This window comes from Mesorhizobium waitakense (assembly GCF_056431085.1).
Genome location: NZ_JBWKME010000090.1, coordinates 67,444 through 84,012, shown reverse-complemented (window position 1 = coordinate 84,012; position 16,569 = coordinate 67,444). Strand labels below are relative to the sequence as shown.

Here is a 16,569-nt window from a genome sequence, read left to right as displayed (position 1 = left end):
TGTCACCTATGCTATCGGTCCATTCTGTTACCTATCTATCAGGTTCGGACAAGGCGTCCTTCTCCCCGTCACTATACGGGGAGAAGTGCCCGGCAGGGCGATGAGGGGCGGCGACATCCTTTAGCTTGAAAGGGCAGATCGGCGCCTCTCAAATCCCCTAGATGAACTGCACCTGGACGATCTCATAACCCCTTGCGCCGCCTGGCGCGTTGACCTCGATGGCGTCGCCGACTTCCTTGCCGATGAGCGCGCGCGCGATCGGCGAGGAGATCGAGATGCGGCCGGACTTCACGTCGGCTTCCTGGTCGCCGACGATCCGGTAGGTCTTCTTTTCCTCGGTGTCCTCGTCGACCAGCACCACGGTGGCGCCGAACTTGACTTTGTCGCCGCTGAGCTTGCTGACATCGATCACTTCGGCGCGCGCGATATAATCTTCAAGCTCGTTGACCCGGCCCTCATTGAGGCTCTGCGCCTCTTTTGCGGCATGGTATTCGGCATTTTCGGAAAGGTCGCCGTGCGAGCGCGCCTCGGAGATCGCCTCGATGATGCGCGGCCGCTCTTCCTGCTGGCGCCAGCGCAGCTCTTCCTTCAATGACGCGAACCCCTCGCCTGTCATCGGGACCTTGTTCATGATGCCTGACCTTTCCTGCTGCCACCCCCGCGTTTCGGGGAAAGCCTTGTCGATGGGTACAAAAAGAAAACGGTCCGAGAGCCTCGGGCTAACGGAACCGTTTCACCGCAATTTCCCTGAATATAGCAATCTTCGCGGGTTTTTCACGCCCAAAAATCGGTTTTACGAAAATGTTCTCCGGCTTTCGCAAATGCCGTCGCTGCTTTCGCAAATATTGTCGCGGCAGATGCGAACCGGCGATGGCCGGCAACAAAAAATCCGGCCGCGATCGCTCGCGGCCGGATTGAGAAGTATTGGGCGCCGAAATCAGCTCCGCATGAAATGGTCGATCTGCTCGGACAGCATGCCGTATTCGCGCGAACCCTTGCCGGTCCGCTTCTCGATTTCCATCAACTGCTGCTGGGCACCGGCCAGATCGCCGATCTGCAGATGCGCTTCGCCGAGATATTCGCGCACTAGCGTGTAGTTGGGGTCGATGCGTAGCGCTTCCTCGTAATAGCCGAGGCCGACGGTGACGCGGCCGGAATGGCGGTGCGAATAGCCGAGATAGTTGAGGATGCGCGGATCCTGCTTGTTGGCGGCAAGGCTGAGCACGGCGATCGCCTCGTCATAGCGGCCTGCCAGCGCCAGCGAATGACCGGCATCATAGATGCTGTCGTCGTCCAGCATGCCTTCCTGGGGTGCGACGCACTTTTTCTTCTTCTTGTCCCAGACTTCGCCCTTCTTGCACTTGGTGACGGTCTGGTCGGTATTCGGAGTGTCGCTACCGGCGGCGAACACTGGGACAGCAAGGAACTGTAGAGCGAGCAACGCGCTCGCCGCCTGGATCAGCACTCTTTTATGCATCGAAGCCTCCTTGAGGGGTGAGAATGCAACACTAACGCCGGACGCCCTCGGTTTCATCCCGGAAAAAAAGCATATCGGAGAACATCAGGTGACGGATGCTGCAAATCCGCTATCATCCGGCAAACGACGTTGACGGAGACGGAATGTGCAGCGGCGCCTTGAAAAGGATTGGGAGCTTTCGATCGGCCCCGACACCGTGCGCCTGTTCATTCTCAAGGCCAAGGCATTGAGTGCCGCCGTCAATGAAGACTATGCCGGTGGCGCCGAGCATGAGGTCGAACTCGACGGCGAGGCGCATGCCAACCACCATCATGACGGCCTCGCCGAGGAAAGTTCCGAAAACCTCACCGAGGAAGAGCTGCGCGAGTTGATCAACGACCTCAATGTCGATGAAGCAGCCGAACTCATCGCCCTGGCCTGGATCGGTCGTGGCGACTACGATGGCACTGAGTGGGCGGATGCGCTTGCCGCGGCGCGTGAACGCGCCAACAAACGCACGGCAAAGTACCTGCTCGGCATGCCACTGCTTGCCGACTGGCTGGAGGAAGGGCTGGAAGCGATCGGCGCGTAACATCGTGGTTACCGTTCGTGATGGGGCCAAGGCAACCTCCTTGCGTCCTTGCCGTTGACGGCCATGGGGTCGATTGTCTTTTCCCGAACCTGCAGGATTGCACTGGTCGTAGCCATCGCGGCTGTGCTGGCTACGCCCGCCGACGCCAGACATCGCCATCGGCACCACAAGGCCCAGGTTGAGCAGCCGATGTCGCTGCGGGCCGACCAGCCGCTGGAACCGCGGGGCAAGCATCGCCTGAAACGGCGGGGCTCTCAGCACGTCATGCCGGGCCCGTCGCAGATACAACAGAAAACGATCGACCCGTTGACATCGCCTGCCGACGTCCCGGTACCGGAGCCACGTCCCGCAGACGCGCAGAAGGCCGACATTGCCAAGAAGGAGGAGCTGAAGACGCAAGCTCCAAGGAGCGGCGGAGCGGTTGACCGGTCCAATCAAGAAAAGTCGCATCGAGAAAAGCAGGCGCGCCCCGAACCATCGGCCGACACGGAAAACAGCCCTGAACCGCCTTCTGTGGCGCCGACGCCACCACAAAAGCCTGGGACCGCGGAGCCCGAGGTTGAGCCGCCGGCTGTCGCCCCGCAGCCGCCGCAAAAGCCGGCTGATGCAGGCGATGAGAAAATGCTCCCCGACCCGCGCTCGGCCGATCTCCCCGACGAGAAAATGCCCGACGAGGAAGTCGCTTGCCGCGAGCGGCTGAAGACGCTCGGCGTCGAGTTCGAGGAACACAAGGCGGAAAGCAATGCCGACATCGGCTGCGCGATCCCCTACCCGATCGTGCTGAAGACACTCGGCAAGTCGATCGCCATCGGCCCCGGGACCGAGCTCAATTGCCCGATGGCCGAAGCGGCGGCGCGTTTCGCCGCTAACGTCATCCAGCCGGCGGCGAAAGCCGAATTCGGCGCGGATCTGCAATCGATCGGCCAGGCATCGGCCTTTGTCTGCCGGCCGCGCCACGGCACGAGAAAACTGTCGGAACACGCCTTCGGCAACGCGCTCGACATCGCCAGCTTCACGCTGTCGGACGGCAAGAAGATCGAAGTCGGCCCGACGCCGCCGGAAAAGGACGCGAAATTCCTCAACACCGTGCGCAAGGCCGCCTGCGGACCGTTCAAGACCGTGCTCGGACCAGGCGCCGACCCCGACCATGCCTTGCATTTCCATCTCGATCTCGAACAGCGCCGCCATGGCGGAACGTTCTGCCAGTGAGCAGGGTTGGCCGGGACCGCGTGCCGCAATTCGGCCGCAGGCATGAACGCCGGCGCTGAGTTTTCCTTTACCCTTGATCGTTAAAATGCCGGATATCCGTGAATGGGATTCCGCCAATGGCCGGCAAATTTCGCGTCGTGTTTTCCACCGCCGCGCGCCAATCGAAACGTGCTGCGATGGTCGCCGCCGGCCTTGCCCTCGCGGCGGTTTCGGCTTGCAACACCGGCAGCGTGCTGTCGCTTGAACCGGCCGTCGATGTCGGTTCGCAGACCGCCGCCGTGCCGCAATACACGGGCATGCAGAAGCTTGTTCCGTCCAATCCCTATATGACGAGCGCCGCCTATCCGCGCATGGATGAGCCGATGTCGCCGGTCGAGCAGATGCCGGCCAGCGAAACCGACTGCCGCCAGCAGTTGAAGCGCCTCGATGTCGCCTACACCGACCTGGCGCCGATCCATGAAGGTCAGTGCGGCATCGATTATCCGGTCAAGGTCTCGGCCATCGGCAGCATCCAGATGAAGCCTGCCGCCACGCTGACCTGCGACATGGCCGCGACCTTCGCGGGCTGGACGAAGAACGAACTCGTTCCCTCCGCCCGCTGGCGCTATTTCTCCGGCGTCAAGACCATCCACCAGGGTTCCAGTTATTCCTGCCGCAACATTGCCGGCGAAGGCGTGCTGTCGGAGCACGGCAAGGGCAACGCGCTCGATGTGATGAGCATCGAGCTCAACAATGGCGACGACATCGACGTGCGCAAGCCCGGCCTGTTCGCCTTCCGCACTCGCGGTTTCCTCAACAATGTGCGCGCCGACGGCTGCCAGTATTTCACCACCGTGCTTGGCCCCGGCTACAATTACGACCACCGCAACCACTTCCACTTCGACATCAAGAACCGCAGGAACGGTTATCGCGCCTGCCGCTAGAGCGTCGGACAACAGCATGTCGACGCCCTTTGCCGGCGAAACATGACATCGCATAGAGTGATGCCGGAACGTTCGGGCGACGGTGATGGGCCAGCGAAGTTTTCGGCGACGCATTGCAATCTGGATGACGGCCTTCCTGGCCGCCTATCTGACGCTCGCCTATTTCGCCGCGCCGGAATTCTGGACATTCCGGGATCGCGGCTTTCGCACCCAGCGCTTCGAGATGGTGACACACACGCCGCAGGGCATTCCGGGTGATCCGATCAATGTCGGCCTTGTCGGCACCAAGAAGGAAGTGGTCCATGCCTTCGCCGTCGCCGGCTGGGACACTGCCGATGCCGTGACCTTGACGACCGCGATCGAGATTGGTGAAAGTGTGCTCTTCGACCATCCCTATCCCGATGCGCCGGTCAGCCGGCTGTTGTTCGACGGCCGCGCCCAGGATCTTGCGTTCGAAAAGCCGGTGGGAGCCAGCGCCGACAGGCGCCATCATGTCCGCCTCTGGCAGACAGGCGCGAGCGGCGATGACGGCCGGACGCTGTGGCTCGGTTCGGCCAGCTTCGATCGCGGCGTGGGGCTGAGCCACGATACCGGCGCCATCACCCATCACATCGGCCCCGACATCGATGCCGAACGCAATTTCCTGATGCGCGATCTGGCCACCGCCGGTACGCTGATCTCGACCAGAGACATGGCAGGCATCGGCGCCACCAGCAGCGGGCGCAATGGCGGCGGCGATCCCTATTTCACCGACGGCGAGGCCGTTGTCGGCGTGTTGAAGCAACTGCCGTGAGATCATGTGTTCTGAGACCAGATGGTCCGGGATCGACCTGAAAATTGGCCGTGACCCCGATGCCGCAGACGACATCGGTTGAGAGCTGTCACTGTCATTTTCTAAAAATCCTGGCGGACTATTTTCGAAAGCCGCGCCGCAATGCTATTGACCGCTCATGCTATACGTCGAAATCGCTATCGTGGTCGTCCTCATCTGTGTGAACGGCCTTTTGTCTATGTCCGAGCTCGCCATCGTCTCGTCGCGCCCGGCCAGGCTCAAGGCGATGATCGACCGCGGCGTCAACGGCGCCGGCCGGGCTCTTGAGCTTGGCTCCAATCCCGGCAAGTTCCTGTCCTCGGTGCAGATCGGCATCACTTTGGTCGGCGTTCTCTCCGGCGCGTTTTCCGGCGCCACGCTGGGCGACCGGCTGGCCACCTTCCTGGCCTCGACCGGCATGCGCGAAAACGTCGCCGATCCGGTCGGGGTCGGCATCGTCGTCGCCATCATCACCTATTTCTCGCTCATCGTTGGCGAGCTGGTACCCAAGCAGATCGCCTTGCGCGATCCCGAGCGCGTGGCCGCGCGGGCGGCCCCTGCAATGACCATTCTCGCCACCGTCTCGGCCCCTCTGGTCTTCCTGCTCGACATTTCCGGCCGCGCCATATTGTGGCTGCTCGGCCAGCGCGGCGAAAGCGAGGAGAAGGTCACCGACGAGGAGATCAAGATGCTGGTCGCCGAAGCCGAGCATCACGGCACCATCGAATCCGACGAGCGGCGCATGATAGCCGGCGTCATGCGGCTTGGCGACCGCGCCGTACGCGCCGTGATGACGCCGCGCACCGAGGTCGACTGGATCAACCTGCAGTCCGACGAGAGCGCCATCCGCAAGCTGTTGATGGAGACCCAGCATTCGCGTCTGCCTGCGGGCGACGGGGGCGTCGATGTCATGGTCGGCGTCGTCCAGACGCGCGACGTGCTCGCCGCGCTGCTTGCCGGCCGCGTGCTCGACCCGCGCCGGCATGTGCGCGCCGCGCCCATCGTCTACGACCAGGCCGACGCGCTGGATGTGCTGCAGAAGCTCAAGGAATCCGACGTGCCGATGGCGCTGGTGCATGACGAGTACGGCCATTTCGAAGGCATCGTCACCCCGGCCGATATTCTCGAAGCCATCACCGGCGTCTTCAGGGCGGATACCGACGCCGGCGACGAGGAGAATGCCGTCAAGCGCGAGGACGGCTCCTGGCTGCTCGCCGGCTACATGCAGGCCGACGAGATGGCCGACGTCCTCGGCATCGACCTGCCGGAAAACCGCGACTACGAGACCGTCGCCGGCTACGTGCTGTCGCACATGCACCACCTGCCGGCGACCGGCGAATGCGTCGACGCGCAGGGATGGCGCTTCGAAGTGGTCGATCTCGACGGCCGCCGCATCGACAAGCTCATCGCCACCCGCCTGCCCGGCACGCACCGCGAGCCGGTGCGCTGACGACCAGCTTTCCGGCTCCTGTCGGTTTGGTTCGGTCGTCGCGTCGGTCCCGCTTCAATGCGCGTCCGGAGGCGGCGCCTTCGGCGTGACGTTGCGCAGGAACGGAACGAGCGCCGTCGCGATGACGAACGCCACCATGATCACCAGGAACGCATCGGCATAGGCCATGGTCGACGCCTCGCGATAGGCCAGCGCCCACAACTGCTTCAACGAAGCGGTGTGACCGTCGCCGACGGCGCCGGGCAATTGGCCATAGCGCAGTGCGACGTTGTCGACGAGGCGCATGGCAGCCTCATTCTGTGGCGTCAAATGCGATGCAATCATCAGGAAATGGAAGTTGGTGCGGTCGTTCAGGATCGCGCCGCAAACGGCGATGCCGACCGCACCGCCGAGATTGCGCATCGTGTTGAACAGGCCGCTGGCATATTTCAGCCGTTCGGGCGGCAGGCTGCCGAGACCGAGATTGACGCTGGGCGCGACCGCGAAAACCTGCGGGAAGCCGCGAAAGATCTGCGGGAGAAGCAGCTGCGCGGCGCCCCATTCGCTGGTGATGGCACTGAAGCTCCACATCGACGCACCGAAAGAGGCAAGCCCGAACATCATCAGCCAGCGCGTGTCGAAGCGCTTGGCGAGAAAAATGTAGACGGGGACACCGACCATCGAAGCGACGCCGGTGGAAAAGACCGCCAGCCCGGTCTGCAGGGCGTCGTAGCCGCGCACGTAACCGAGGAACAGCGGCGTCAGGAAGATCGTGGCGAAGATGCCGACGCCGGTTATGAACGATAGGAAACAGCCGATCGCGAAATTGCGGTTGCCGAAGGCACGGAAATCGACCACCGGCTGCGAATAGGTCAGGCTGCGGACGACGAACAGAATCCCGGTGACCCCCGCGAGGATGGCGCCATTGCGGATTGTCGCATCATCGAACCAGTTCCAGCGCGAACCCTCTTCGAGAACATATTCCAACGTGCCGAGACTGACCGCCATCAGGACGATGCCGATGTAGTCGGCGCCCTTCAAAAGGGACGGATCGGGTTCGTCGATCTTGACCAGGGCGGCGACGAGGATGGTGACGATGGTGCCTGGAATGACGTTGACATAGAAAAGCCAATGCCAGCTCAGCGTATCCGTGATCCAGCCGCCGATGACGGGGCCGAGCGTCGGCGCGATCGAAGCGATGCTGCCAACCACCGCAGCCGCATAGACCCGCCTCGGACCCTGAAAATAATGGAACGACGAGGTGAAGACCGTGGGGATCATCGACGCCCCGAGCAGCCCCTGCATTGCGCGGAAAGCGATCATGCTTTCAATGTTCCAGGCCAACCCGCAAAGCATGCTTGCCAGGGTAAAGCCAGCGGCCGAGATGGTGAAAAGCCACCGGGTCGAGAACACGCGCGTGAGCCAGCCCGATAGCGGGATCACGATGATTTCCGCCACCAGGTAGGATGTCTGCACCCAGCCGATCTGATCCTGGGCAGCCGACAGGCCGCCACCGATATCCTGGAGCGAGGACGCGACGATCTGGATGTCGAGAAGCGCGATGAACATCCCCACGCACATCACCATGAACGGCAGGATGCTCGCGAAGAAGGACTGCGGGACGGCGCGCTCTGACATGGCGTCCTCAGCGCGACGCGGTATCGACCGTCACGGCGGTCGACAGACCTGGCCTGAGCGCAACCTTCTGCACCTGGTCCTGGTCGATGGTGATCCTGACGGGGACGCGCTGGACGATCTTGGTGAAATTGCCGGTCGCGTTCTGCGGCGGGATCACACTGAAGATGGCCCCGGTTGCAGGCCCCAGGCTGGTGACATGACCTTTGAGCGGCTCGTCAGGTGCAATGTCGGTATAGACCGTCGCCGGCTGCCCCTCGGCCATCTGCCGTAGCTGGTCCTCCTTGAAATTGGCGTCGACCCACAGCCCCCTCTCCGGAACGATCGTCAAGAGATAGCTACCCGGCGACACATAGGTGCCGACTTGTGCCAGCCTATTGCCGATGACACCGTCGATGGGAGAACGGATCTGCGTGAACCCGAGATCGAGCTGCGCGGTGTCGACATCGGCCTTGGCTGCCGCGACCGCGGCGGTTGCTTCCGAGATCTGGGTGTTGAGGACGTCGAGCTGTTGCTTCGCCGCCGCAAGTCCCGCACGGGAAGCGGCGACCGACGCCTTGGCCTGGCCATCGGCGGCAAAGCTTCTCTCGGCGTCCTGCTGGGAACCGGCCCTGGTGCTGGCCAGCACCTCATAGCGCTTCGCGTCCTGAGCGGTGAAAACGGCGGCCGCGCTCTTGGCCTCGAGATCGGCCTCGGCCTGCTCGATCACCGAATTCTGCAGCGAGATTTGGGCATGAAGATTGTCGAGAGCAGACTGCTGCTGCTGGACCGATGCCTGCGCATGCTCCAGCGCCGCCTTGAAGGACCGGTCGTCGATGCGGATCACGAGCTGACCCGCCTCGACATGCTGGTTGTCCTCGACAAGGATCTGGTCGATATGACCGGCGACCCGTGGCGCCAGCGGCGTGACGTTGCCGCCGACATAGGCGTCATCGGTCGAGACGAGAAAGCGGCCGGCCTGCCACCACTGGACGCCGTACCAGCCGGCGACGCCGATCACGACAAGGCCTGCCAACATCAGCAGCGGCCTGCGACGCTTCCTGGCGGGCATGGGAGTGGCGGCAAGGGAAATGGCAGGCGTGAGATTTTGGGCGACCGATGGCTGCAATTCGGCCGGCGAGAGAACCTTGTTCATCTGCCGCGCCCCTCGTCCTGGCTGTGCTGAAGCAACGCGTTGTCGACCAGCGGAAGGCCTGAGCCTTCGCTGCTGAAGCGATATCGCCGCCGCATGCGATCGGTGGCCTTGGGTGCCGTTGCCATGGCGAAGTCCTCGCTGTCGAGTTCCTTGCCGGTCTGGCGATCGACCAGCACCGGCTCGGCCCAGCGCCCGTCAGCCTTGTCCACAACGACGAGGCTGGGGCCCTCGGGCGCCAGATGCTTGTTGCCCCAAGCGAGCAAGGAAAGCAGGACCGGGCGGAAATCGCGCGCCTTGGAGGTCAGCACATATTCATGGCGAAGCGGCCGTTCGCAGTAGACGCGCTTCTCGAACAGGCCGCGCTCGACCAGGCTGTTCAGCCGCCGCGTCAGAATGTTGGGCGCAATCTCCAGGCTCTTCTGAAACTGGTCGAAGCGCGTCAGGCCCTGGAACGCATCCCGCAGCAGAAGAATGCTCCACCACTCACCCACATCGTCGAGGCTGCGCGCGATGGGGCATGGGCGGGTTTCGAAGCTTGTTTTGGCAACCATTGTCGCTGGTCTCTTTCAAAATGAAAGTGACTCATAGCCTAGTGGATTGCATTATGCAAGTGACTTGTGGGGAGGATCGAGGGCTGGAACCCGGTTTTCAACGGAGATCGGCTAAAACACCAAGACGTCGATTCCGCCCATCGGATGGACGGCGGCGCCGTGCGCTACGCTGTGGATACGGATCGCGACGACGTCACGTCAAAATGATAGGGTCATGTGCTCGACCAAAGGCCTTGGCCTCGGCATGCTCACCGGCCCGCGTCACATCCCGGCGGTAGCCTGAATGGCCGCGGCGGGCCGGCCCCATGCCGGCCCGGGTGCGTTTCATCGACAAGCTCCTCGCCACCCGCCTGCCAACCCGCGCTGATAATTGTCGAGAAGCGCTGACATCCATGAAACCTTTTGATTTTTAAGCCGTTGTCGGCCTATGTCCGGGGTCAAATCCAAGCTGAAATCTGTCAACGGTGCCAAACCACGCGGAGCTGAAAAGTCGCGCCAGGAAAAGGCATCGACCGTCGAAGCCGCGCCCGAGGTCGACGGGCATGCCGCGCCCGAGGTCAATGGCCAGGCCGCGCCGCCGCCCGATGTCATCGAACCCGATCCGGAACTGACGCCCGAGGAGGCCGAGCAGGCGCGCAAGAAATACTTGTTGAAGCGCTTCTGGATCAGTGCGCGCGGTTACTGGGGCCGCGGCGGTGACAGGCTCGCCTGGCCGTTCACGATCGGGCTGTTGATCCTGATATGCGTGAACGTCGGCTTCCAGTATGGGATCAATCGCTGGAATCGGGCGATTTTCGACGCCCTTGAGCAACGCGACGCCCACACCGTGTACTTCCTTAGCGCCGTTTTCGTGCCGCTGGTGCTCGGAAGCGGAAGCCTTGTCGTTACACAGGTCTTTCTTCGCATGACGATTCAGCGCCGCTGGCGTTCCTGGCTCACCACCGCGGTCATCGCGCGCTGGCTTGCGAACGGCCGCTACTATCAGTTGAACCTCGTCGGCGGCGACCACCAGAACCCCGAAGCTCGCGTTTCGGAGGATTTGCGGATTGCCACCGAATCCCCGGTCGACTTCACCGCCGGTGTCATCAACGCGTTTCTGTCGGCCTCGACCTTCATCGTGGTGCTGTGGACGATCGGCGGAGCCCTGAGCTTCACAATCTCGGGTTCGACCATCACGGTTCCCGGCTTCCTCGTCATCACGGCGATCATCTATGCCGCGATCACGTCCACTTCGATGGCGGTGATTGGCCGCCATTTCGTCCACCTCTCCGAGGAAAAGAACCAGGCGGAAGCCGAATTCCGCTACACGCTGACGCGCGTGCGCGAGAACGGCGAGAGTATCGCATTGCTCGGCGGCGAGGAGGAGGAGCGCAGCGGCATCGACAAGAGGTTCGCCCATGTGCTCAGGCAATGGGCGCTCCTCACAGGCCAGCACATGCGCACCGCACTGGTGTCACAGGGGTCGAGCCTGTTTGCGCCGGTCGTGCCGGTTTTGCTTTGCGCTCCAAAGTTTCTCGAAGGCAGCATGACACTTGGACAGGTCATGCAGGCTGCCTCCGCCTTTGCCATCGTGCAGGGCGCATTCGGATGGCTGGTCGACAACTACCCCCGTCTCGCCGACTGGAACGCCTCGGCAAGGCGCATCGCCTCGCTGATGATGTCGCTCGATGGGCTCGAGCGCGCCGAGCAGAGCGACGCCCTGGGACGCATCCAACGTGGCGAAACCGAAGACGGCGCGATGCTCAGCATCGACAATCTCTCCGTGACGCTCGACGACGGCACGTCCGTGGTCAAGGAAACCAAGGTCGTGATCGAACCAGGCGAGCGGGTGCTGGTGGCCGGTGAATCCGGTTCAGGCAAGAGCACGCTGGTGCGGGCCGTCGCAGGCCTGTGGCCGTGGGGTGGCGGCAGCGTCAATTTCCACGCCGACAGGCGGCTGTTCATGTTGCCGCAACGACCCTACATCCCCTCGGGCACGCTTCGCCGCGCAGTCGCCTATCCCGCCGCCGCCGACAACTGGACGATTAAGGAGATCAAGGCTGCGCTCGATAGAGTGGGGCTCGCCTATCTCGCCAACAAGATCGAGGAAGACGCGCCATGGGACCAGACCTTGTCGGGTGGCGAAAAACAGCGACTTGCCTTCGCGCGTCTCCTGCTGCACAGCCCCGACATCATCGTGCTGGATGAAGCAACCGCGGCGCTCGATGAGAAGAGCCAGGGCAAGATGATGGAGGTGCTCATCCAAGAATTGCCGAAGGTCACCATCATAAGCGTGGCGCATCGCGCCGAACTGGAAGCCTTCCATAGCCGCAAGATCACATTGGAGCGGCGCGAGGGCGGCGCAAAGCTTGTCAGCGATATCGATCTTGTCCCACGCAAGGGCAGACGGAACTTGATCGGGCGCGCCTTGTGGGGCTCTGGCCGAAAGGCAGCGTGACCATGGGTAACGCGACGCAGTCCCAGAAAAAGAGCAGTCCGCGGTCTCTGCAGGCGATTAGTCGACCACAATACTAGACTAGGGCATCAGCACCACCTTCCCCGTCGAGCGGCGCTCGTCGAGCAAGCGGTGCGCTTCGCCAGCCTGGTCGAGTGGGAAACGGCCGCCGATCGCAACCTGCAGCCGACCGCTTGCCGCCAGTTGGAACAGCTCGGACAGGCTGGCTTTCAGTACGTCCGTGGACAGCAGCGGCAGCAGCGCGAAACCTCTCAAGGACTGGTTGCGGCCGATCATCGCTTCCAGGTCGGAAGCCGCGAGCGTGTAGCGGCCAAGTGCGGCGAACACCAGTTCGCCCCCGGGTGCCAGAGCCTGCAGCAACGCAGCCGTCAGCGCGCCACCGACCGTGTCGTAGATGATATCGGCGCCCTGCCCGTCCGTGGTGTCGCGAACGCGGGCGGGCCACTCTGGCTTGAGATAGTCGACGGCGGCATCGGCGCTGAGCGACAGAGCGAGATCGAGCTTGGCCTTGCCGCCGGCGGCCGCGATCACCTTGCGTGCGCCCTTTAGCCGGGCCAACTGGACAAGCAGCGAACCGACGCCACCCGACGCGGCCGGCACCAGCACCGACTTGCCGTTTGGCGGGCTTTGCCGCAGCAGGTGAAGGGCCGTCAGCCCTTGCACCATCAACGCCGTCGCATCCTCGAACGATAGGGCACCCGGCAGCGGCACGACGAGATCGGCGTCGATCGTCACCTCCTCGGCATAGCCGCTGTGAGGATGCTTTGAAACGAACAAGGGCGCGGCGACACGGGCTCCCAGCAGCGACGCATCCACCCCGTGTCCAACAGCCTCGACGGAGCCCGCGGCCTCGACACCAAGGATCATCGGCAGTTGCGGCGTCACCGCGTAGCCATCCCTGCGCATCAGCACTTCGAAGAAATTGATCCCGGCGACATGGACGCGGACCAACACCTCGCCGGCCTGCGGCACTGGCGACGGCAGGTCGACCGCCTCCAGCACATCTGGGCCGCCGAAGCGGCTGACTTGAATGGCTTTCATGGCAAACTCCGATCGCTATGGCATCGGCCACGGTTTGCCACTATCTGCGCAGCCTCGACTACACACTCATTTGTCCCCTGCTGACCAGGAGGTGACCATGGCCAATCCGAGCAAGAGACCGCCCATCAAGCGATTGCCGATGCTGCCTGCGGAACGCGCCCTGAAAGTGATCGCTGGGCGCTGGAAGGCGGTCATCCTCTACCATCTCTTCGACGGCCCGCGGCGGCTGTCGGCGCTGAAGACGATGATGCCCGGCATCACCCAGAAGGTGCTGATCCAGCAGCTGCGCGAAATGGAGGAGCACGGCCTCGTCAGCCGCGAGATCTTTGCCGAAGTGCCTTCGCGCGTCGAATACTCCGCGACAAGTCTCGGCCTCAGCCTCGAGCCGATCCTGCTGGCGCTCTGCCAATGGGGCCAGCACCACGCCGACGAACTCAACGAAATGGATCGCCTCGCTGATTGCATCATCCGCCCAAGGCCGGCGCGGGAGACGCACGCCTCCCACAATTGAAAAGGGCGGCGCAAGCGCCGCCCCGGATCCTTGGGAGGTTAATTCGAACCGGCGGTCAGGCCGCCTTGACTTCCTCGGCGACGGCGTCGGCCTGACGCGCTGCCTTGAGCACCTTGGCCCACCACGCGACGTCGTTGACCAGCGCTGTGGCGGCTTGGTTCAGGTGCTCGAGCTCTTCGAGCTTCTTCTCGCCCTGGCGGACGGCGAGAAAGTCACCCCAGGCGATATGGACGGCCGACTTGACCGGCGCCATCTGCAATTCGACCGCATGAAGGCGCAGCTGCTCGACGGCACGGGAGCCGCCGACGCTGCCATAGCCGACGAAGCCGGCCGGCTTCTTGTTCCATTCGTTGGCAGCGTAGTCGATGGCGTTCTTCAGCACGGCCGTCGGACCATGATTGTATTCGGCGGCGGTGAAGATGAAGCCGTCGAATTCAGCGACCTTCTTCTGCCAGCGCTTCGCCACTTCATTCTGCGACGGCGCCCAGGCGGAGGATGCGACCTCGTCGAAGAACGGCAGCGGGAAGTCGCGCAGATCGACGATCTCGACGTCGATATCGGCATGCGATTTGGCGATCTTGGCAATCCACTGGGTTGGTACGTCGGCGAAGCGCGCGGCGCGCGTCGAACCGACAACGATGGCGATCTTAGGTTTTGACATGGGGCTCTTCCTTGCAAGTAAAGCTGGTATCGTTTGGATACCGGCGCTATATGAGATACTGTCAACTCGCGGCGCAAGGAGGCACCTTTTTGTTACTGAGGAACCCGCTCAACACCGAAGATTGCCGCGCCGTTTCGGAAATCCTGCAGCGCGTCGGCGATAAATGGACCGTTCTCGTGGTCGGCAAGCTCGGCCAAGGACCGTTGCGATTCAATGAGTTACGTGCTGCTGTCGGCGGCATCTCGCAGAAGATGCTGACCACCACCTTGCGCGGTTTGGAGCGTGACGGCTTCGTCACCCGCACGGTGTTCCCGACCATTCCGCCGCGCGTCGATTACGAGCTGACCGAACTCGGCCATGAGTTGCTGATCCCGGTCAGCGCACTCGGCGAATGGGCCCGCGTCAACACCACGCGCGTGCGGGCAGCACGTGAGAAATTCGACGCGACGCATGCCTGAAGCCTTTGTATTGGAATGGTTTTCGCCGATGGCTGCGCTAGCGACATTGCATTCCGTCGGCGGCAGTTGACCGGTTTCGGGTCTGCCTTTCAGACGAACGCCGTCAGCGGACAAGGACAAAGCCGCGGCGGTAACTGCCAGCGCGGCGTTCAGCAATCGTTGACTGATTGTCTTCGTTCATCAACAGACCGTGCGCGCGGCCCGTTTCGCATCTGCCGCGTGTTCACCCCGGCATGGCTGTGCGCCGAAGCCCCCGGTCAGGCTTCCGCCGGAACCGCCTTTGGCTTGCCCTCGCCATCCAGCGCGACCATGACGAAATCGGCATGGGTGACCTTCTCCATCAGGTCTGAGAGATAGCGCTGCGCCCAGGCCTCGACCTTGAGCGTCATCGAGGTGCGGCCGACACGCTCGACATGGGTGTAGATGCACAGCGTGTCGCCGATCTTCATCGGCTTGGCGAACGACATTTCCTTGACCGCCGCAGTCACCACGCGGCCCTTTGCGCGCTCGGCCGCACGGATGCCGCAGGCAAGATCCATCTGCGCCATCACCCAGCCGCCGAAGATGTCGCCGGCCGCATTGGCGTCCGAAGGCATGGCCAGCGTGCGCAGCGTCAGATCGCCGAGCGGCCGTCCTTCAGCGTAGTGCACCATGGGGGAAATCCTTCGAGGTCAATGCCCTCGATCCCGTAGCGTCATGGCGCCGAGAGGTCAACGCGCCACCCTCCGAAGTCTCGCTTGGCCGCTAGAAGTAACGCGCGAGGTTTGAGCGAATGCGATCCAGGACGCTATTCCCAGAAAGGTCGGGAGAGAATTCTCTGCCCGTGATTGCCTCGTAAGCCTGCGCATAGACCCGCGATGCCTGCTCGACGATCTCGTCGGGTATGTCGGGAATCGGTTGGCTGTAGGGATCGCATCGCGCAGAGACCCACGACCGGATGAAATCCTTGTCGAAGCTCTCCGGCCGGCTGCCGCTGGCGAGGGCTTCCTCATAGCTCTTGGCGATCCAGTACCGGCTGCTGTCCGGCGTGTGGATTTCGTCGGCAAGGATTATGGTCCCGTTCTTGTCGGTGCCGAATTCGTATTTCGTATCGGCGAGGATGAGGCCGCGTTCGGCGGCGCGCTGCTGTCCACGGGCGAACAGCTGCAAGGCATAGCCCGATACGGTATCCCACTGCGCCGGCGTGAGAAGGCCCTGGTCAAGGATCTCGGCCTTGGACAGGGGCTCGTCATGGCCACCGTGCAGGGCCTTGCTGGTCGGCGTGATGATCGGCTCGGCCAGTTTTTCGTTGTCGCGCAGGCCGTCCTGCAGGGTCATTCCATACATGTCCCGCTCACCGCGCCGGTACCTTGTCAGGATCGAGGTGCTGGTGGTTCCCGCCAGATAGCCACGCACGACGATCTCGACCGGCAGGATGTCCAGCCTTGTGCCGACGACGACGTTTGGATCGGGATATTCGAGAACATGGTTCGGGCAGATATCGGCGGTTTCCTCGAACCAGTACCGCGCCGTCTGGGTGAGGATCTCCCCCTTGAACGGGATCGAGGTCAGGATGGTGTCGAAGGCACTGAGACGGTCGGTGGCGATGATGATGCGCCTGCCGTCCGGCAGGTCGTAGTTTTCGCGGACCTTGCCGCTGTAGTGGCCCGGCAATTCGGGAATGAAAGCATCAGGCAAGGTGCGCATATGATTCCTGCCTTCC

The 16,569-nt window shown here is 62.9% G+C and carries 18 protein-coding genes; 8 read left to right on the top strand and 10 right to left on the bottom strand.

Annotation, left to right across the window (positions count from 1 at the left end):
* Positions 1–157: 157 nt before the first annotated feature.
* Together greA and AC07FD_RS19315 are read right to left on the bottom strand one after the other, a co-directional pair.
* Positions 158–631, bottom strand: coding sequence for a transcription elongation factor GreA (greA, locus tag AC07FD_RS19320; RefSeq protein ID WP_095090920.1), 474 nt, complete (start codon positions 629–631; stop codon positions 158–160).
* A gap of 306 nt (positions 632–937) precedes the next feature.
* Positions 938–1,477: a tetratricopeptide repeat protein gene (locus tag AC07FD_RS19315; RefSeq protein WP_478351138.1), complete on the bottom strand. Its 540-nt coding sequence runs from the start codon at positions 1,475–1,477 to the stop codon at positions 938–940.
* 145 nt (positions 1,478–1,622) lie between these two features.
* On the opposite strand from AC07FD_RS19315, the gene AC07FD_RS19310 reads away from it, so the two are divergent.
* The 5 genes from AC07FD_RS19310 (at position 1,623) to AC07FD_RS19290 (ending at position 6,441) form a co-directional block, all read left to right on the top strand.
* Positions 1,623–2,048: a DUF3775 domain-containing protein gene (locus tag AC07FD_RS19310; RefSeq protein WP_184874603.1), complete on the top strand. Its 426-nt coding sequence runs from the start codon at positions 1,623–1,625 to the stop codon at positions 2,046–2,048.
* A 621-nt stretch (positions 2,049–2,669) separates the two neighbouring features.
* Positions 2,670–3,257 carry an extensin-like domain-containing protein gene (locus AC07FD_RS19305; protein WP_478351137.1) on the top strand — a complete coding sequence of 196 codons (588 nt, stop codon included), beginning with the start codon at positions 2,670–2,672 and terminating at the stop codon, positions 3,255–3,257.
* 116 nt (positions 3,258–3,373) lie between these two features.
* Positions 3,374–4,180, top strand: a complete 807-nt coding sequence (locus tag AC07FD_RS19300) for an extensin-like domain-containing protein (protein WP_477228166.1) — start codon at positions 3,374–3,376, stop codon at positions 4,178–4,180.
* An 85-nt stretch (positions 4,181–4,265) separates the two neighbouring features.
* Positions 4,266–4,973 (top strand): LssY C-terminal domain-containing protein, encoded by a 708-nt coding sequence (locus AC07FD_RS19295; protein ID WP_478351136.1) that lies wholly within the window; start codon positions 4,266–4,268, stop codon positions 4,971–4,973.
* A 157-nt stretch (positions 4,974–5,130) separates the two neighbouring features.
* Positions 5,131–6,441, top strand: coding sequence for a hemolysin family protein (locus tag AC07FD_RS19290; protein ID WP_477282408.1), 1,311 nt, complete (start codon positions 5,131–5,133; stop codon positions 6,439–6,441).
* Positions 6,442–6,495: 54 nt separating this feature from the next.
* Here the strand turns inward: AC07FD_RS19290 and AC07FD_RS19285 are convergent, their stop codons facing one another.
* The 4 genes from AC07FD_RS19285 to AC07FD_RS19270 form a co-directional block, all read right to left on the bottom strand.
* Positions 6,496–8,058 carry a DHA2 family efflux MFS transporter permease subunit gene (locus tag AC07FD_RS19285; RefSeq protein ID WP_478351135.1) on the bottom strand — a complete coding sequence of 521 codons (1,563 nt, stop codon included), beginning with the start codon at positions 8,056–8,058 and terminating at the stop codon, positions 6,496–6,498.
* Between the two features lie 7 nt (positions 8,059–8,065).
* Positions 8,066–9,190, bottom strand: coding sequence for an HlyD family secretion protein (locus tag AC07FD_RS19280; RefSeq protein WP_478351134.1), 1,125 nt, complete (start codon positions 9,188–9,190; stop codon positions 8,066–8,068).
* Positions 9,187–9,741 carry a winged helix-turn-helix transcriptional regulator gene (locus tag AC07FD_RS19275; protein WP_095090912.1) on the bottom strand — a complete coding sequence of 185 codons (555 nt, stop codon included), beginning with the start codon at positions 9,739–9,741 and terminating at the stop codon, positions 9,187–9,189. The genes AC07FD_RS19280 and AC07FD_RS19275 overlap by 4 nt, the downstream gene beginning before the upstream one ends.
* Positions 9,742–9,934: 193 nt before the next feature.
* The gene (locus tag AC07FD_RS19270) at positions 9,935–10,069 is read right to left on the bottom strand and encodes a hypothetical protein (protein ID WP_478351133.1); all 135 of its coding nucleotides are present in this window, start codon (positions 10,067–10,069) and stop codon (positions 9,935–9,937) included.
* Positions 10,070–10,168: 99 nt separating this feature from the next.
* Here AC07FD_RS19270 and AC07FD_RS19265 point away from each other — a divergent pair, with 99 nt between their 5' ends.
* The gene (locus AC07FD_RS19265) at positions 10,169–12,178 is read left to right on the top strand and encodes an ABC transporter ATP-binding protein/permease (RefSeq protein WP_478351132.1); all 2,010 of its coding nucleotides are present in this window, start codon (positions 10,169–10,171) and stop codon (positions 12,176–12,178) included.
* A gap of 78 nt (positions 12,179–12,256) precedes the next feature.
* Here the strand turns inward: AC07FD_RS19265 and AC07FD_RS19260 are convergent, their stop codons facing one another.
* On the bottom strand, positions 12,257–13,237 hold the full coding sequence (locus AC07FD_RS19260) for a quinone oxidoreductase family protein (RefSeq protein WP_478351131.1): 981 nt from the start codon (positions 13,235–13,237) through the stop codon (positions 12,257–12,259).
* 97 nt (positions 13,238–13,334) lie between these two features.
* Between AC07FD_RS19260 and AC07FD_RS19255 the strand changes: the two genes are divergently transcribed.
* Positions 13,335–13,748, top strand: a complete 414-nt coding sequence (locus AC07FD_RS19255; protein WP_478351130.1) for a winged helix-turn-helix transcriptional regulator — start codon at positions 13,335–13,337, stop codon at positions 13,746–13,748.
* A 55-nt stretch (positions 13,749–13,803) separates the two neighbouring features.
* Here the strand turns inward: AC07FD_RS19255 and AC07FD_RS19250 are convergent, their stop codons facing one another.
* The gene (locus tag AC07FD_RS19250; protein WP_095090908.1) at positions 13,804–14,409 is read right to left on the bottom strand and encodes an NADPH-dependent FMN reductase; all 606 of its coding nucleotides are present in this window, start codon (positions 14,407–14,409) and stop codon (positions 13,804–13,806) included.
* A gap of 89 nt (positions 14,410–14,498) precedes the next feature.
* On the opposite strand from AC07FD_RS19250, the gene AC07FD_RS19245 reads away from it, so the two are divergent.
* A complete protein-coding gene (locus AC07FD_RS19245; RefSeq protein ID WP_167392347.1) occupies positions 14,499–14,867 on the top strand; it encodes a winged helix-turn-helix transcriptional regulator in 369 nt (122 codons plus the stop codon).
* Positions 14,868–15,124: 257 nt separating this feature from the next.
* Here the strand turns inward: AC07FD_RS19245 and AC07FD_RS19240 are convergent, their stop codons facing one another.
* The gene (locus tag AC07FD_RS19240; protein WP_095090906.1) at positions 15,125–15,520 is read right to left on the bottom strand and encodes an acyl-CoA thioesterase; all 396 of its coding nucleotides are present in this window, start codon (positions 15,518–15,520) and stop codon (positions 15,125–15,127) included.
* Positions 15,521–15,611: 91 nt separating this feature from the next.
* Entirely contained in the window at positions 15,612–16,553 is a 942-nt protein-coding gene (locus AC07FD_RS19235; protein WP_478351129.1) for a phosphoribosylaminoimidazolesuccinocarboxamide synthase, read from the bottom strand.
* Positions 16,554–16,569 lie beyond the last annotated feature (16 nt).

Bases quoted from the DNA above. Each gene is read 5' to 3' on its own strand.
- AC07FD_RS19250 (WP_095090908.1), bottom strand. From the start codon at position 14,409: ATGTCAAAACCTAAGATCGCCATCGTTGTCGGTTCGACGCGCGCCGCG.
- AC07FD_RS19285 (WP_478351135.1), bottom strand. From the start codon at position 8,058: ATGTCAGAGCGCGCCGTCCCGCAGTCCTTCTTCGCGAGCATCCTGCCG.
- AC07FD_RS19290 (WP_477282408.1), top strand. From the start codon at position 5,131: ATGCTATACGTCGAAATCGCTATCGTGGTCGTCCTCATCTGTGTGAAC.
- AC07FD_RS19275 (WP_095090912.1), bottom strand. From the start codon at position 9,741: ATGGTTGCCAAAACAAGCTTCGAAACCCGCCCATGCCCCATCGCGCGC.
- AC07FD_RS19315 (WP_478351138.1), bottom strand. From the start codon at position 1,477: ATGCATAAAAGAGTGCTGATCCAGGCGGCGAGCGCGTTGCTCGCTCTA.
- AC07FD_RS19280 (WP_478351134.1), bottom strand. From the start codon at position 9,190: ATGAACAAGGTTCTCTCGCCGGCCGAATTGCAGCCATCGGTCGCCCAA.
- AC07FD_RS19300 (WP_477228166.1), top strand. From the start codon at position 3,374: ATGGCCGGCAAATTTCGCGTCGTGTTTTCCACCGCCGCGCGCCAATCG.
- AC07FD_RS19260 (WP_478351131.1), bottom strand. From the start codon at position 13,237: ATGAAAGCCATTCAAGTCAGCCGCTTCGGCGGCCCAGATGTGCTGGAG.
- AC07FD_RS19240 (WP_095090906.1), bottom strand. From the start codon at position 15,520: ATGGTGCACTACGCTGAAGGACGGCCGCTCGGCGATCTGACGCTGCGC.
- AC07FD_RS19255 (WP_478351130.1), top strand. From the start codon at position 13,335: ATGGCCAATCCGAGCAAGAGACCGCCCATCAAGCGATTGCCGATGCTG.
- AC07FD_RS19265 (WP_478351132.1), top strand. From the start codon at position 10,169: ATGTCCGGGGTCAAATCCAAGCTGAAATCTGTCAACGGTGCCAAACCA.
- AC07FD_RS19270 (WP_478351133.1), bottom strand. From the start codon at position 10,069: ATGAAACGCACCCGGGCCGGCATGGGGCCGGCCCGCCGCGGCCATTCA.
- AC07FD_RS19235 (WP_478351129.1), bottom strand. From the start codon at position 16,553: ATGCGCACCTTGCCTGATGCTTTCATTCCCGAATTGCCGGGCCACTAC.
- AC07FD_RS19305 (WP_478351137.1), top strand. From the start codon at position 2,670: ATGCTCCCCGACCCGCGCTCGGCCGATCTCCCCGACGAGAAAATGCCC.
- AC07FD_RS19295 (WP_478351136.1), top strand. From the start codon at position 4,266: ATGGGCCAGCGAAGTTTTCGGCGACGCATTGCAATCTGGATGACGGCC.
- greA (WP_095090920.1), bottom strand. From the start codon at position 631: ATGAACAAGGTCCCGATGACAGGCGAGGGGTTCGCGTCATTGAAGGAA.